We start from the raw sequence: 15,233 nt of genomic DNA on the forward strand, positions 1-15,233 counted from the left end.
CACCACTATCCGGCCGGGCCTTCTTTATCGTGCGGCGCTGTCAGACGATGCCGGCGCGCCGCGTGTAGTCGCCGAACCCTTCGCCCGGCTGGCGGTCCTTCGCATAGGCGGCAATGACCGGCGCGAGGGAGGCGAGGATTTCCGCCTCGCCGACATTCTCGCGGTAGACCGTGTTGAGCCGCGAGCCGTCGGCAGCGCCGCCGAGCATCAGGTTGTATTTGCCGGGGTTGCGGCCGACCAGGCCAATCTCCGCGATGTAGGGCCGGGCGCAGCCATTGGGGCAGCCGGTCATGCGGATGGTGATCTTTTGCTCCGCAAGGCCGTGATCCGCGAGAATCCCGTCGATCTTCGCGACCAGCGTCGGCAGGTAGCGCTCGCTCTCGGCCAGAGCGAGGCCGCAGGTGGGCAGGGCGACGCAGGCCATCGCCCCTTCGGCGAGGCGCGACACGTCCTGACCGACCGCATGTTCCGCCAGGATCGCGTCGATCGCGGCGCGCTCGGCATCGTTCGCGCGAGCGATGATGATGTTCTGGTTGGTGGTCATCACGATCGCGCCGGTATCGATGAAGCCGGGCAGGGCGGCGATGGCGGCGAGGGCGGATTTCAGCCGCGCATCGTCGCGGTCGGCGATGCGGCCGTTGACGATGTGCAGGGTGAGGTGGTGGTGGCCCTCGGCGTCGGTGGTCCAGCCGAGCTGGTCGTGATTGCCGGCGAAGGCGAAGGGGCGGGCGGGTTCCAGCGGGGCGCTCATCCGGCGGTTGACCTCGGCGCGGAACCAGTCGAGCCCGCGCGTGTCGATCGTGTATTTCAGCCGGGCGTGCTTGCGGTTGGCGCGGTCGCCGAAATCGCGCTGGGTGGTCAGCACCGCCTCGGCGGACTCGACCAGCAGATGCGCTGGGCAATAGCCGATCACGTCGCCCACCCGCGGATAGGTCTCCGGCTCGCCATGCGTCGCCCCCATGCCGCCGCCGACCACGACGTTATACCCGGCGATCACCCCGTTCTCGACGATGGCGATGTAGGAGAGATCGTGGGCGAAGACGTCGACATCGTTCGAGGGTGGCACGGCGATGGCGATCTTGAACTTGCGCGGCAGGTAGGTCGCGCCGTAGATCGGCTCGGCCTCGGGCTCGCCGCCGAGCACCCGCTCGTCGCCGATGAACACCTCGCGCCAGGCGCCGGTGCGCGGCAGGAAATGCGCCGAGAGCACCCGCGCCGCTTCCGCCGCCTCGGCATGGGCGCGGGAGAGATAGGGGTTGGCGGTGGAGATCACGTTGCGGTTCACATCGCCGCAGGCCGCGATCGTGTCGAGCAGGGCGGCGTCGATCGCCCGCAGCGCGGCGCGCACGTTCGACTTGATGATGCCGTGGAACTGCACCGTCTGCCGCGTGGTCACGCGGATGGTGCCGTTGGCCCGCTCGTCGGCGATGCGGTCGAGTGCGAGATACTGGCGCGGCGTCAGCACGCCGGCGGGAATCCGCAGCCGGGCCATGAACATGTAGGCGCGGTCGAGCTTGCGCTTCGCCCGCTCGGGGCGCAGGTCGCGGTCGTCCTGGACATACATGCCGTGGAACTTGACGAGCTGGCCGCCATCCTCGGTGAGACCGCCGAGCGCCTGCTGGCCGAATTCCTCGATCAGCGTGCCGCGGAGAAAGTCGCTCCGCGCCTTGATGTCCTCGTTGCGGGAGAGTTGAATGACGTCACGATCCGCCATGGTGGAATCTTTCGGTTAGCGTTGTCGGGTCAGGCGGCCTGGCCGGCGCGGTCGAGGAAGATGCCGCATTCGGTCTTGCTGGTGCCGCTCCAGCGGCCGGCGCGCGGCGGCTCGCCGGGGCGCACGCGGCGGGTGCAGGTGGCACAGCCGATCGAGGGGAAGCCCTCCGCCTCCAGCGGGTGGCGCGGCAGGCGCCGGGCGGCGAAATAGGCGTCGATATCGGCGCGCTCCCAGTCATGCAGCGGGTTGACGATGGTCCGCCCGTCCGGCCCGGTCTCGATCGGCAGGATGCGCGCCCGCTGGTCGGACTGGGTGCGCTTGCGGCCGGAAATCCACGCCTCGAACCCGTCGAGGGCGGCATCCAGCGGCGTGGTCTTGCGGATGGTGCAGCAGAGATCGGGGTCGCGCCCGAACAGCGCGCCATCCGGATCGAGCGCGGCGAGATGCGCGGGGTCCGGCCGGATGGTGCGGACATCGTGCAGCCGCAGCCGGGCGATCAGCGCGTTGCGATAGGCGATCGTGTCGGGAAACAGCTTGCCGGTTTCAAGGAAGATCACCGGCAGGGCGCGGTCGATCCTTGCCGCCATGTCGAGCAGCACGGCCGATTCGGTGCCGAAGGAGGAGACCAGCGCGATCCTGCCGTGATGGGCGTGCAGTGCGGCGCGCAGCATGTCCAGCGTCGCACGCGCGCGGTCGGAGACGGGTTCGCTCATCAGTAGACGTCCTTCTTGTAGCGGCCGGCGGCGATCAGCGCATCGAGTGCTGCCTGGCCCTTCGCGGCGTCATCGCCGCCGAGGATGCGCGCGAGTGTGGCGTCGACATCGCGGGCCATCGCCTTGGCGTCGCCGCAGAGATAGAGCGTCGCGCCCTCGGCGAGCTGGGCTTGCAGCGCCGCGCGCCGCTCCCACAGCACGTGCTGCACGTAGCGCTTCTCGGGCTGGTCGCGCGAGAAGGCGAGGTCGATCTCGTTCAGCACGCCGCTCTTCAGCCAGTCCTGGATTTCGAGCTGGTAGAGGAAGTCGTGGGTGAAGCGGCGATGGCCGAAGATCAGCCAGGTCCGGCCGGACGCGCCGGTCGCCTCGCGCTCCTGCAGGAAGGCGCGGTAGGGGGCGATGCCGGTGCCGGCGCCGATCATCACGATCGGCGCGGAAGAATCTTCGGGCAGGTGGAAATGCGGGTTCGCCTTGATGTGGATGGGCAGCGTGTCGCCCTCGCGCAGCCGCTCGGCGACCATGCCGGAGGCGACGCCGAGCCGCGTCCGGCCGGCACTTTCATAGGCGACCTTGGCGATGGCGAGATGCGCCGCATCGCCCACGAGCTTCTGCGAGGAGGCGATGGAGTAGTAGCGCGGCGGCAGCTTGCGCAGCAGGCCGGCGAGCTGGCCGGCATCGAGACGGTGCGGAAACGCCTCGAACAGGTCGAGCGGCTGGCGCCCGGCGATGAAGGCGGTGCGCGCCGCCTCGTCGGCGGCGAGGGCGGCGAGCTTCGCCTCGCCGGTCAGCGCGGCATAATCGGCAATCAGCTTCGGGGTCAGGGTGGTGATGTCGCGCTCGCGGATCAGCGCCTCGCGCGCCGCGGCGTCGCCGGCAAGGCCGGTCGCGCCGAGGATCGCATCGGCGAGCGAAGGCGCGTTGGTCGGCGCGATGCCCAGCGTGTCGCCCGGCTCGTAGCTCAGGCCGGAGCCGGTGAGGTCGAGTTCGAGATGCAGCGTCTCGCTCTCCGAGCGCGACGAGGTGATCGGGTGCAGCGCCGCAACCTCCGCCTCGAACGGGTTGGCCTTGCTGATCTCCACCCCTTCGGCGCGGTGGAAATCGACATGGATGACCGAGCCGGCATCGGCCTGCGGGGCGAGCGCGGTGAACAGGCTGTCGATGAACGTCGCGGCCGGGGCCTCGTAGTCGAGATCGCAATCGAGCCGGGGGGCGATGCGGCGGGCGCCGAGCGCCTCAAGCCGTGCGTCGATCTGCCGGCCGGTCTCGCAGAACTGCGCGTAGGAGGAATCGCCGAGGGCGAGCACGGCGAAGGTGACGCCCTTCAGCGCCGGCGCGTCCTCGGCCAGCAGGGCGCGCATGAACGGGGCGGCGCGCTGCGGCGCCTCGCCCTCGCCCCAGGTCGAGGCGATGACCAGCAGGTTCTCGGCCTCGGCCAGCGCGGCGGGGGCGATGTCCGCCATGTCCAGCACCCGGGGGGCGAAGCCGCGCTTCTGCGCGTCCTTCTTCGCGGCATTGGCCAGCGCCTCGGCATTGCCGGATTCGGTGGCGAACAGGATGGTGAGTTTGGTCTTCGCCGCCGGCGGTGCGGCGGGGGCGGCGGCGTCGCCCTTCGCGGCGTCGATCCCGGCGAGGAAGCCGGCGAGCCAGGCGCGCTGCGTGCTGGAGGCGCGGCCGATCACCTTGTCGAGAACGGCGATGTCCTCGGGGGCGAAAGGGGCGGAACGGGGCAGGGCGGCGATGCGGGTCATGATGTCAACCTTGTGCGGAGCGGATCGAGGGTTCGGCTTCCGGGCGGTGCGGCGCGAGCATCGCGCCGATTCCGGCGACGGGACCGACGATCACCAGTGTGGCGGCCGGCGGCAGGGTGGCGGCGATGGCGGCGGCGGCGCCGATCGTGGTGTGGACGACGCGCTCGCGCGGCGTCGTCGCGTCGAGCAGGAAGGCGAGCGGGTCGGTCGGGCTGCGGCCGCCGGCGATCAGGGCGGCGGCGATCCGGCCGATATTCTGCCGCGCCATGTAGAGCACCAGCGTATCGGCGGCGCGGCCGAGTGCCGCGAAATCCACCTCGCCGCCGGCCGGCCCCGCCTCGCCGGTGGCGAAGACCACGCTGCGGGCGACACCGCGATGGGTGATCGGCATATGCGCCGCACTCGCGGCGCCGATGCCGGCGGAAATGCCGGGGATGACGCGGAAGGGGATGCTCGCCGCGGCGAGGGCGAGGCACTCCTCGCCGCCGCGGCCGAACACGAACGGATCGCCCCCCTTCAGGCGCAGCACCCGCAGGTCCTGCCGGGCGAGGGCGATCAGGTCCTCGTTGATCGAGAGCTGCGGCGTGTGGATGCCGCCGGCCCGCTTGCCCGCCGGCACTAGCCGCGTCGCCGCCGGGGCGAGGGCGAGGATTTCCGCCGGCACCAGCGCGTCGTGCAGGATCACGTCGGCGGTCTCGATCGCGTGCAGCGCCGCCAGCGTCAGCAGCGCGGGGTCGCCGGGGCCGGCGCCGGCCAGCCAGACGCTGCCGGGGGCGAATGCGGGATGTCGGATCATGCGAGCCAACCTTCTTCCTCGACGAGAGTGGCGATCCGCCGTGCGGCCTCGGGCATTTTCACGCCCTCCTGCTGCCAGGCGCGGCGCAGCGCGCGGACATGTGCGACGCGGTCGGCCCATTCCGGGCCGAACCGGGTTTCGAGATCGCGCCGCAGCACGCCGGCAAGCCCGGGGGCGGCGCCGGCGGTGGAAATCGTGAGCAGCAGGTCGCCGCGGCGGATTTCGGCGACCGAGTGGAAATCGCAGAAGGGCGGCACGTCCTCGACATTGACGAGCACGCGCGCCGCCCGCGCCCGCGTCGCCAGCGCTTCTGCCGCCTCGGCCGGGAGATCGACGATCCAGAGCACGTGCAGCGCCGCCAGCGCCGCCTCGTCCGGCAGGGCGCGGCGCAGGTTCGCACCCGCCGCCTCGACAGCCTCGGCGCTGGGATCGTCGGAGAACAGCAGCGCGCCCTCGGCCCCGGCCGCCCGCAGCGCGCGATAGCGGCGCAGCGCCAGCGTGCCGTTGCCGGCGACGGCGAGCGAGGTCAGACGAGGTTCGAGCGCGATCGGGATCATGGTGTCTCCTGCACGCCCGGAGTATAGGAACGCGGCCGGGGCAGGAAAACAGATTTCTCCTAAAACAGCGTTTTCGGCCTAAAATAAGTTTGATTTTCTGAATTATTCGGTTCATATGAAAAACGAGTCTAAATTTGAAGGATAATTTGGAATGGCTGACAAAGCCCGGACCAGCCAGGCGGCCGCTGCCGCCGCGCCGGCCGCCGCCATCACGCTCGACAATATCGACCGCGCGATCCTCCGCCTGCTCGCGCGCGACGCCACCGTGCCGCTCGCCATCATGGCGAAGGAGGTCGGGCTTTCGGCCACGCCCTGCTGGAAGCGGATCAAGCGGATGGAGGAGGCGGGCGTGATTCAGGGGCGGGTGGTCGCACTCTCGCCCGAGCGGCTGGGCTATCCGGTTTCGGTCTTCGTCTCGATCGAGACGGCGGATCACTCGGATGGCTGGATCGCCCGCTTCGCCGAGGTCGTCGCGACCATGCCCGAGATCGTCGGCGCCTGGCGGATGAGCGGGGATGTCGACTACCTGCTGCACGTCATGGCGCCGGACATCCCGTCCTACGACGCGTTCTACCGCCGGCTGATCGCCGCCGTGCCGCTGCGCAATGTCAGCTCGCGCTTCGCGATGGAGCGGATGAAATCCGGCCCGCCGCCGATCTGACCGGCGGGCGCGGGGCAGGCGTTCAGGCGGTCAGGTGTTCCTGCAACCGCGGCATCAGCTCGACGAGGTTGCACGGGCGGTGGCGGGAATCGAGCTGGAAGACGAGAATGTCGTCCCAGCCATCCTTCACCGCGCCGGTCGAGCCGGGCAGGGCGAAGAGATAGGTGCCGCCCGCCACCCCGCCGATCGCGCGGGACTGGATCGTCGAGGTGCCGATCTTCTGGTAGCTCAGCATGCGGAACAGCTCGCCGAAGCCTTCGATTTCCTTCTCCAGCACGCGGGAGAAGGCCTCCGGTGTCACATCCCGCCCGGTGATGCCGGTGCCGCCCGAGGTGATCACCACGTCGATCGCCGGATCGGCGATCCAGGCGCGCAGCTGGGCGGCAATGAGGTCGGCGTCGTCGCGCAGGATGGTGCGCGCGGCGAGGCTGTGGCCGGCGGCGACCACGCGCGCGGCCAGCGCGTCGCCCGACGTGTCGGTCTCCGCCGTCCGCGTGTCCGAGATGGTCATCACCGCGATGGCGACGGGAACGAATGGACGGGTTTCGTCGATGCGCGACATGGCGTGGCTCCTTCTGTCTGTCGCGTCATATAGCGATTCGGCGCCGGCCGCGCAGCCCGGCCCTTGACGAAGTGCGGGGCGGATGAATGTCTTGCTCATGGCATATCCAGCACTCGCGCTGACGCTTCTCCTCTTTCTCATGCTGGTGATGGCGGGCGCCTGGGCGGCGCAGCGCGCGACCCGCAATTCCGGCTGGGTCGACGTGTTCTGGACCTTCGGCACCGGCATTGCCGGGGCGGTCGGCGCTATGGTCCCGCTCGGCACGGCGGCTCCGGCGCGGCGGCTGCTGGTGGCGGCGCTGGTGCTGGTCTGGGCCGGGCGGCTCGGCGGCTACATCCTGCGCCGCACCGCCGCCATCCGCCACGAGGATGCGCGCTATGCCCGGTTCCGCGCCGAATGGGGCGCGCGGTTCGAGCGGCGGATGTTCGGCTTGCTGATGATCCAGGCCGCGGTCGCCTGGCTGCTGGCGCTGGCGGTGACACTCGCGGCGAGCAACCCTTACCCGCTCGCCCCCGGCCTGACGCTGGCCGGGCTTGCCGTGTTTGCCGGATCGGTCGCCGGCGAAGGGCTGGCGGATAGGCAGATGCACGCCTTCCGCGCCGATCCCGCCAATCGCGGCAAGGTCTGCGCCCGCGGCCTGTGGGCGTGGTCGCGCCATCCGAACTATTTCTTCGAGATCATGGTCTGGCTCGCCTATCCGCTGATTGGGCTCGCCGGGCCGTGGTGGCCGGGCCTTGCCGGCCTCGCCGCGCCGCTGTTCATGTATTGGCTGCTGGCGAAGGTTTCGGGCGTGCCGCCGCTCGAACGCGAGATGCTGGCCTCGCGCGGCGACGCCTATCGCGATTACCAGGCCCGGGTCAGCCCGATCGTGCCGTGGCCGCCGCGGCGGCGCGGCTGAGTGCCGTGCATCCGCATGCCGCCCGGCGCCGTATCAACAACGGCCTGAACCCAGCTTCGGAGTGAACGCATGAACCTTGCCGCCACCATGGCCGGAATGGCCGAGCGCCTGCCGATCCCCGACGCGCTGACCCGCCGCGGCATCGCCGGGCTGGTCGGCCGGACCGACCGCAAGCTCGCGGTGCTGACGGCGGATGCCGAGCGCGCCTTCGCGCGCGAGATGGCCCGCCTGCCGATCGCCCTGCACACCGATGCGGCAAATGCACAGCACTACGAGGTGCCGGCGGCGTTCTTCGGCCATGTGCTGGGAGAGCGGCGTAAATATTCCTGCTGCTTCTTCGCTTCTCCCACGGTGTCGCTCGGGCAGGCCGAAATCGACGCGCTGGAACGCACCTGTGACCACGCCGCGCTTGCCGATGGCCAGTCCATTCTCGAGCTTGGCTGCGGCTGGGGCTCGCTCAGCCTGTTCATGGCGGAGCGCTACCCTGCGGCGTCCATCACCGCTGTGTCGAACTCCGCCTCGCAGCGCGCGCATATCGAGGCCGAGGCCGCCCGCCTTGGCCTTGCCAATCTGCGCGTCATCACCGCGGACATGAACGAATTCACCCCGGAGCGGAGATTCGACCGCGTCGTTTCGGTCGAGATGTTCGAGCACATGTCCAACTGGCAGGGCCTGCTCGGGCGCATCCGTCACTGGCTTGCTCCGGGCGGGGCGCTGTTCCTGCATGTCTTCTCGCATCGCTCCGGCGCCTACCGCTTCGATCATGACGATCCGGCGGACTGGATCGCGCAGCATTTCTTCACCGGCGGCATCATGCCGAGCCACGGGCTGATCGGCCAGTTTTCCGACCTGTTCGCGGTCGAGGCCGACTGGCGCTGGAACGGCACGCACTATGCCCGCACCGCGCGGTGCTGGCTTGAGAATTACGACCGCAATGCCGGGCCGATCGGCGCGATCCTGCGCAGCGTCTATGGCACGGAGGCGGGTGTGTGGAAGCGGCGCTGGCGGCTGTTCTTCCTCGCCACCGAAGGGCTGTTCGGGCACGCTGGTGGCGAGTCCTGGGGGGTCAGCCATTACCGGCTGCGCCCGGTCTGATGCGTGCCGCCGCCCGCGCCCTTGCCGGCTTCGTCGCGCATGAGGACGGGCTGACCGCGACCTGCAATACCATCGCCCTCGTGCTGGCGAGCAACACGCCGTTCTATCCGCTCTATCTATGGGCCGTGCTCGGGCGGAATACTGGCCCCTTTGTCCTGCTGACCCTAGCCTCGCTGCCCTTCTGGCTCGCGGTGCCGCTGCTCGCCCGGCGCAGCGGCTATGCCGCGCGGGCTTTGCTCTGCACGGTGGGAACACTGAACACCGCATGGTGCACTCATGTGCTCGGCTTCTCCTCCGGGGTGGCGCTGTTCCTCATTCCGTGCGTGATGCTGGCGACTCTCGGCTTTCACCAGGCCGAACGGCGGACGATGTTCGCCCTCGCCGCGCTGCCCTTCCTTGCCTATGCCGCGCTGCGCCTCGCACCGATGCCGCCGATCGCGACCTACCCGGCGTCCGTTGCCGCCTCGCTCGCGACGCTGAATGGCTTCAGCGTTGCCTGCCTGACATTTTTCCTCGGAATCGCCTTCGCAGCCGTCCGCCCCTCGGCGCCGGCGGCGCGGGGCTGAGCCGGGCCGACCGCCTGGCCTCTTGCCTTCGCCGCGCCGCGCCGCTAGAGACATGCCGACCGGGTGCGTAGCTCAGCGGGAGAGCATCGCCTTCACACGGCGGGGGTCACAGGTTCAATCCCTGTCGCACCCACCAGATTTTCCAAACAAATCTATGATTTAGAGGATGGTCTGGCCCGGTCCAATCAATTTTCCTGATTTTGCGCCCCGATTTTTCCTGCTTAATCGCGGCTACAAGCTGCTATGGCGGCGAGACGGCTCTGATGTCTCAGTGATTTGAACGCGAGGGCAACCCGATCGGCTTGCATGGCAGGGTTGGACATTCCGGATGAGCCGGGAAGCCGCAGCATGAGCGCGGAGTGTTGAGGCAGAGATTGGGAAAAGCTCTTTGTTGATCAGCGGCAGGCTAGCAGACCACATTCGGCGTGTTTCTCGTCCGAGATCAGCGGGACCTCTCAACAGAATTCAACAGAGCTTAGCGCCAGTCGGGCGATAAGCCCCGAAGGCGGCGGTCAACGGTGGCCGGTCGCTCGTCTTGCCACTCTCGACCTAACGGGCTGCTGCAAGAGGTCTGTGAGAGGAACGCCGTCCTAGGTGGGTTCGGCCTGGTGAGGCATTTTCCACTCGGGTGCGGTTCGAGTGCTTTCTTCCGGCTCAGGTACCGAGCGGTTTCGGCAGCCTTGGCAGATTGCAGGCCACCATCGCCAAAGTGAAGCGGGCCCGCACGTGCTTGATGCCGCATACATGGTCTGCGCCATGCCGCCGACTGTCTTGGTCCAGCCGAAGGGGGCCTCGATCTTCGTCCGGCGTCACTGCGATTTCGCTAGCCCGGGTGCCGGGTGGTTCTGCCATCGATGGCGGAGCGCCGAGACTTCCGGGCGGCATGCGGCGTGACCACCATCTGGCGCAGATCAGCGGTGAAGTCGGCGCTGTCGTAGCCGCTGTCAGCCGGCCGCGTCAGGCGCCGGGTCGATCCGGACGAATGCCTGTGAAGCATCTGCTGTGCGGCCCGACATGCGGCGTGGCCACCGCCCTGCGTCAGGTCGGCCTGCACGATCAGGCTGGAGCGGTTCTCCATCAGGCTATGCCCCAATGAAGCACAGCATGGCCCCTGCGCCGGGTGACGTCTTGAACAGGCGGGCGTCGGGATCGATCGTCGAAGCACGGGTCGCGCTGGAGTGTCGTTCGCCGCGGAAATCGGCTTCGGCATTGCGGTTGCGGCGTGGGGCGGGTCATCGGTCGCAGCGGATGCCGCGCCGGGATGCGCTCCTCAAGATCGACGTAGATCAACAGCGATCACGTCACCTCGTCCGATCGGCGCATTGCCACCTCCGTCCTCGCAGTGGCGTTGGTGCATCATGTTCTGCAGCCGGCCTCGAGGCGGGGACTCTTCAGCGCCTTGTCAAGGGGAACGGCTGAACTTGTATGGGCGCAGTAGGGGTCATTGTATGGGAATTGTGGAACTGAATCAGTATAAACTGATCGATTTCAGTGATTTGGTCGAACCGTTTAGATGCGGATGAAATATGCGATAAATCTGGGTACTGGGCGTTATTGTTGTGATTGCATTCGAAAATCTCGGATTTTGATGCATTACTTCATGACAGGTCAGCAAAAAATCCCACCTTGGCATGATTGCTGAAAAATCCAACAATGAGATGGGTGATCGCTGCGATCAGTTCGCCCACGTAGGTGTTGGCAAGCTGCGAAAGCCTGGCTTCGCGAAAAGATAGCCTTGCATGAGCGTAATCCCGAGATCGTTCAACGCCGAGCATTCGCCAAGCGTTTCGATGCCTTCGGCAACGACGGTGATCCCCATTTCCCGGCACATCGCAGCGCAATGGCTGACGATGCTCCTGCGCCTCTTGTCTGACTCGATGCCGCGGATCAGTTCCATATCGAGCTTCACCAGATCCGGGCGGAATTTGGCGAGTAGATTGAGATTGGAATATCCCGACCCAAAATCATCAATCGCCGTGCGGAAGCCCATAGCTGCGTATTCCGCCACGATATCGGCCAAATGATCGGGCGCGCTCAACAATTCTCCCTCGTTAATCTCGAAGATAAGCTTTCTGGTTGGAAATCTGGTCCGGGCGGCAGCTTGCAGAGTCGTGCGAATGCACGCTCGGGGCTCATAGACTGCATTGGGCAGAAAATTGATCGAGAGATCGCAAGAACTATCGCCGAGCCCAAGAGCGGCGGCGGTTTCAATCGCCGTCACTCGACATGCTTGGTCAAAAGCATAGAGTTCCGACTGGCCGATGGTTTCCAATATACTCCCAGCCGACTCTCCGGCGGGGCCGCGCACCAAAGCCTCATAGGCGAACACTGATCGTGCCGCGACATCGATGATTGGCTGAAATGCCATGGCGAGCGGCCTGTCGAATTGCCCCTGTCGACAGCCTGCACATGAGCTTGTGTCTCTGAGGCGCGCTTTTATCAGCCCCATTATCGCGTCGCCATTATTGATACATCCTCAAGTAGATGCTTTCGCGAGATACAAATTAAGCATCCAAAAGAATGCAACCAATTATTTAACGATCGCCTAAAATATATATCACCGTTTCTCGACGTCGCTGATGGTTCAGTCAATCGTGCGGGCAAGGCATGCGTCGCATCGTCAATGAGCAGTCTCGGGCCAGCGTTTCGCCGTCCCTTGACGCCGACGGCGCCATCACCTTATCAATATGATAATTCGACAATTCCGGAAATGACGATGAACGGACCGCCGGCAATCGACGCATCCTGGACCGTCGCGGCGCTTGCCGCTCTGGCGCACGAGCACCGTCTCGCCGCCTATCGCTTCCTGGTCGAGGCAGGACCGGCTGGCCTGCCGGCGGGCGAGATCGCCGAGCGGCTCGGCCTCGCGGCGTCATCCCTCACATTCCATATCCAGGCCCTGACCCGCGCCGGGCTGATCACCCAGCGGCGCGCCAGCCGCCATGTGATATACGCTGCCGATTTCACCGCCATGAACGGCCTGGTCGCCTATCTCGTGCGCAATTGCTGCGGCCACGCGGCCGCCCCCGCGCCGGCCTGTGAACTGGGGCGGTCCGCAACAAAACAAGGATCAGACACATGACCGTCACGATCTACCACAACCCTGCCTGCGGCACGTCGCGCAACGTCCTCGGCCTGATCCGCAATGCGGGGCTCGAGCCGGTGGTGATCGAATATCTGAAAACCCCGCCCTCGCGCGAGGAGTTGCGCGGCCTGATCGCGCGGATGGGCGTGCCCGTTCGCGCCGTGCTACGCGAGAAGGGCACGCCCTATGCCGAGCTCGGTCTCGATGATGAAACGCTGACCGACAATGCACTGCTCGACGCGATGATGGCCCACCCGATCCTCATCAACCGGCCGATCGTCGTCACCGAGCGCGCCGTCCGCCTCTGCCGCCCCTCCGAAACCGTGCTCGACATCCTGCCCACTCCCCAGCAGGGCGCCTTCACCAAGGAAGACGGGCAGCAGGTGGTCGACGACGCCGGCCGCCGCCTGCCCTGACCCACCCGCCCGTCACCCGGAAGACCCTCCATGCTCGCCTTCGCGATCTTCATCGCCACACTCGCGCTCGTCATCTGGCAGCCTCGCGGCCTCGGCATTGGCTGGAGCGCGATGGCCGGGGCGGCGGTCGATCTCGCCCTCGGCATCGTCCACTGGCGGAATATCCCCACCGTCTGGCACATCGTCTGGAACGCGACCTTCACCTTCGTCGCGCTGATCGTCGTTTCGCTGCTGCTGGACGAGGCCGGTTTCTTCCGTTGGGCGGCGCTGCATGTCGCGCGCTGGGGCCGTGGGCGCGGACGCCTGCTGCTGCCGCTGGTTGTGCTGTTCGGCTTCGCGATCGCCGCGGTCTTCGCCAATGACGGCGCCGCACTGCTGCTGACGCCGATCGTCATGGCCATTCTCGCCAGCCTCGAATTTCCCCCCGCCGCGGCGCTCGCCTTCATCATCGCGACAGGCTTCGTCGCCGACACGACGAGCCTGCCGCTGGTCATCTCCAACCTCGTCAACATCGTCAGCGCCAATTTCTTCGGCATCGGCTTCACTCGCTACGCCCTGGTGATGGTACCGGTCGATCTCGTCGCCCTCGCGGCGACCCTCGGCGTGCTGATGCTGCGCTACGGCACCGTCGCCAGCCGGCATTATGATGTGGACGACCTCGAAGCCCCAGCGCACGCAATCCGCGACCATGTCGTCTTCCGCGCTGCCTGGCCGGTGCTCGCCCTCCTGTTCGTGGCCTATTTCGTCACCGCGCCGCTCGGCGTACCGGTTTCCTATGTGACAATCGCCGGCGCGATCGCGATGCTGGCCCTCGCCGCGCGCTGGCCTGGCGGCGGCGGCGGCGTGATCGATATCGGGCGCGTGCTGCGCGGCGCGCCGTGGCAAGTGGTGATCTTCAGCCTCGGCATGTATCTGGTCGTCTACGGGCTGCGCAACGCCGGGCTGACTGACCAGCTCGCCTCACTGCTGCGGATCTTTGCCGCGCACGGCATCTGGGTTGCGTCGCTCGGCACCGGCATTCTCGCCGCCCTACTTTCCTCGGTCATGAACAACATGCCGAGCGTGCTGGTCGGCGCGCTGGCGATCTCCCATGTCCATCCCCCCACCGCCATCCGCGATGCGATGGTCTATGCAAATGTCATCGGCTGCGATCTCGGCCCCAAGCTCACCCCGATCGGCAGCCTGGCGACGCTGCTCTGGCTGCACGTACTCGCCGGCAAGGGCGTGCGGATCGGCTGGGGGCAATACATGCGTGTCGGCCTGCTGATTACCCCGCCGGTACTGCTGGTCACGCTCGCCGCGCTTGCGCTCTGGCTTCCCATGCTAGGATCCTCCGGCCACGGATGAGGACGCCCCTTCCCCTTCGATTACCGCGCGCCTGCCGGCAGCCAGGCGAACCTCGATATGACTCGCGCAGATCACCGATTCCGACCAGCAAACGCAGCCGAAATAATAGGTCAGACGTCGTTTCTCGATGTAGGAACACAACGCCATGATGGCTTTCCACAGGTGGCACAAACGTGTGTCACATGTGTGGGGCGATATTAAGTAACATCAGCACATTCAATGAGTTGTGAAGCGTGGCGTCCCCGGCGGGATTCGAACCCACGGCCCCAGGATTAGGAATCCTGTGCTCTATCCGGCTGAGCTACGGAGACAACCTGTTCTTATATAGTTCAAACCGGCTACAACGTCACGCCGCGTCGCTCACCGGTTGGTTGAGGCGGTATCCACCGCCCTCGGTGATCAGCAGTCGGGCATGGGCTGGCTCGGGCTCGATCTTCTGGCGCAGCCGGTAGACATGCGTCTCCAGGGTATGAGTGGTGACAGCGGCGTTGTAGCCCCACACCTCGTTCAGCAGGACCTGTCTGCCAACCGATTTCCCGCCCGCGCGGTAGAGGAATTTCAGGATTGCAGCCTCCTTGTCGGTCAGGCGAATCCGTCTGTTCTGTGAGGGTTCGTGCAGCAACTTCATCGCGGGGCGGAATGTGTACGGCCCGATCTGGAGGACTGCGTCCTCGCTGCTTTCAAAGTTGCGGAGATGAGCGCGCAGCCGGGCCATCAGCTCAGCGAGGCGGAAAGGCTTGGCGACATAGTCGTTCGCCCCTGAATCGAGCCCTCGCACCACATCCTGCTCAGCTGCGGACCCGGTCAGCATGATGATCGGAACCTTGATTCCCTCCTCACGCAACCGTGCGCAGAAGCTGCGCCCGTCGCCGTCGGGCAGGCTTACGTCAAGGATGATGGCATCAAACCGTTGCTCGGCCGAAGCAATCATTCGTTCGGCTTCAACAATCGAGCCGGCCTCGCTCGGCGCGAACTCGTCTTCAGCCCGCAATTGCTCGCAGAGCGTCGAACGCAATGCCAGATCATCATCGACGACCAGGATCGGGTGAACGTTCGCCATGTATCCCATTTCCTC

15 protein-coding genes, 2 tRNA genes and 1 pseudogene are annotated in these 15,233 nt (G+C 66.7%); 8 read left to right on the forward strand and 10 right to left on the reverse strand.

Annotated elements, in window-relative coordinates; genetic code table 11:
* Positions 1–40: 40 nt before the first annotated feature.
* Genes RT91_RS03520 through RT91_RS03540 form a run of 5 tightly spaced genes read right to left on the reverse strand, consistent with a single transcriptional unit; the run spans position 41 to position 5,528 of the window.
* A complete protein-coding gene (locus RT91_RS03520) occupies positions 41–1,714 on the reverse strand; it encodes an NADPH-dependent assimilatory sulfite reductase hemoprotein subunit (RefSeq protein WP_007424029.1) in 1,674 nt (557 codons plus the stop codon).
* A gap of 29 nt (positions 1,715–1,743) precedes the next feature.
* Complete coding sequence (locus RT91_RS03525; protein ID WP_035185746.1) at positions 1,744–2,427, reverse strand: phosphoadenylyl-sulfate reductase; 684 nt, start codon at positions 2,425–2,427, stop codon at positions 1,744–1,746.
* Positions 2,427–4,175 (reverse strand): sulfite reductase flavoprotein subunit alpha, encoded by a 1,749-nt coding sequence (locus tag RT91_RS03530; RefSeq protein ID WP_035185747.1) that lies wholly within the window; start codon positions 4,173–4,175, stop codon positions 2,427–2,429. Before RT91_RS03530 ends, RT91_RS03525 begins: the two co-directional genes overlap by 1 nt.
* A gap of 4 nt (positions 4,176–4,179) precedes the next feature.
* Positions 4,180–4,971, reverse strand: a complete 792-nt coding sequence (gene cobA, locus RT91_RS03535; protein ID WP_007424032.1) for a uroporphyrinogen-III C-methyltransferase — start codon at positions 4,969–4,971, stop codon at positions 4,180–4,182.
* On the reverse strand, positions 4,968–5,528 hold the full coding sequence (locus RT91_RS03540; RefSeq protein ID WP_035185748.1) for a bifunctional precorrin-2 dehydrogenase/sirohydrochlorin ferrochelatase: 561 nt from the start codon (positions 5,526–5,528) through the stop codon (positions 4,968–4,970). The genes cobA and RT91_RS03540 overlap by 4 nt, the downstream gene beginning before the upstream one ends.
* 151 nt (positions 5,529–5,679) lie before the next feature.
* Between RT91_RS03540 and RT91_RS03545 the strand changes: the two genes are divergently transcribed.
* Positions 5,680–6,189, forward strand: a complete 510-nt coding sequence (locus tag RT91_RS03545; protein WP_013641036.1) for an Lrp/AsnC family transcriptional regulator — start codon at positions 5,680–5,682, stop codon at positions 6,187–6,189.
* A 22-nt stretch (positions 6,190–6,211) separates the two neighbouring features.
* Here the strand turns inward: RT91_RS03545 and moaB are convergent, their stop codons facing one another.
* Positions 6,212–6,751 carry a molybdenum cofactor biosynthesis protein B gene (gene moaB / locus RT91_RS03550; RefSeq protein ID WP_035185749.1) on the reverse strand — a complete coding sequence of 180 codons (540 nt, stop codon included), beginning with the start codon at positions 6,749–6,751 and terminating at the stop codon, positions 6,212–6,214.
* Between the two features lie 97 nt (positions 6,752–6,848).
* Here moaB and RT91_RS03555 point away from each other — a divergent pair, with 97 nt between their 5' ends.
* The 4 genes from RT91_RS03555 (at position 6,849) to RT91_RS03570 (ending at position 9,446) form a co-directional block, all read left to right on the forward strand.
* Entirely contained in the window at positions 6,849–7,649 is an 801-nt protein-coding gene (locus tag RT91_RS03555; RefSeq protein WP_035185761.1) for a DUF1295 domain-containing protein, read from the forward strand.
* A gap of 69 nt (positions 7,650–7,718) precedes the next feature.
* Positions 7,719–8,744, forward strand: a complete 1,026-nt coding sequence (locus tag RT91_RS03560) for a cyclopropane-fatty-acyl-phospholipid synthase family protein (RefSeq protein WP_007422043.1) — start codon at positions 7,719–7,721, stop codon at positions 8,742–8,744.
* Positions 8,744–9,310 carry a hypothetical protein gene (locus RT91_RS03565; RefSeq protein ID WP_007422044.1) on the forward strand — a complete coding sequence of 189 codons (567 nt, stop codon included), beginning with the start codon at positions 8,744–8,746 and terminating at the stop codon, positions 9,308–9,310. Before RT91_RS03560 ends, RT91_RS03565 begins: the two co-directional genes overlap by 1 nt.
* Before the next feature lie 61 nt (positions 9,311–9,371).
* Positions 9,372–9,446, forward strand: a tRNA-Val gene (locus tag RT91_RS03570).
* Positions 9,447–9,964: 518 nt separating this feature from the next.
* Here RT91_RS03570 and RT91_RS20200 read toward each other — a convergent pair.
* Positions 9,965–10,536, reverse strand: a pseudogene (locus RT91_RS20200) (transposase); the annotation flags it as partial.
* Between the two features lie 449 nt (positions 10,537–10,985).
* A complete protein-coding gene (locus RT91_RS03580) occupies positions 10,986–11,678 on the reverse strand; it encodes an EAL domain-containing protein (RefSeq protein ID WP_007422046.1) in 693 nt (230 codons plus the stop codon).
* Positions 11,679–12,020: 342 nt separating this feature from the next.
* Between RT91_RS03580 and RT91_RS03585 the strand changes: the two genes are divergently transcribed.
* From RT91_RS03585 to RT91_RS03595, 3 genes are read left to right on the forward strand one after another with little or no spacing between them, the layout of a single operon-like run.
* Positions 12,021–12,392 carry a helix-turn-helix transcriptional regulator gene (locus RT91_RS03585; protein WP_035185750.1) on the forward strand — a complete coding sequence of 124 codons (372 nt, stop codon included), beginning with the start codon at positions 12,021–12,023 and terminating at the stop codon, positions 12,390–12,392.
* Complete coding sequence (arsC, locus tag RT91_RS03590) at positions 12,389–12,811, forward strand: arsenate reductase (glutaredoxin) (protein WP_007422048.1); 423 nt, start codon at positions 12,389–12,391, stop codon at positions 12,809–12,811. Before RT91_RS03585 ends, arsC begins: the two co-directional genes overlap by 4 nt.
* Positions 12,812–12,841: 30 nt before the next feature.
* The gene (locus RT91_RS03595) at positions 12,842–14,158 is read left to right on the forward strand and encodes an arsenic transporter (RefSeq protein ID WP_007422049.1); all 1,317 of its coding nucleotides are present in this window, start codon (positions 12,842–12,844) and stop codon (positions 14,156–14,158) included.
* A gap of 234 nt (positions 14,159–14,392) precedes the next feature.
* On the opposite strand, the gene RT91_RS03600 is transcribed toward RT91_RS03595, so the two are convergent.
* Both RT91_RS03600 and RT91_RS03605 read right to left on the reverse strand, forming a co-directional pair.
* Positions 14,393–14,469 (reverse strand) — tRNA-Arg (locus tag RT91_RS03600).
* Between the two features lie 35 nt (positions 14,470–14,504).
* Positions 14,505–15,227 (reverse strand): response regulator transcription factor, encoded by a 723-nt coding sequence (locus RT91_RS03605; RefSeq protein ID WP_012040332.1) that lies wholly within the window; start codon positions 15,225–15,227, stop codon positions 14,505–14,507.
* Positions 15,228–15,233: the final 6 nt, after the last annotated feature.

Source organism: Acidiphilium sp. JA12-A1, from assembly GCF_000724705.2.
GTDB classification, from domain to species: domain Bacteria; phylum Pseudomonadota; class Alphaproteobacteria; order Acetobacterales; family Acetobacteraceae; genus Acidiphilium; species Acidiphilium multivorum.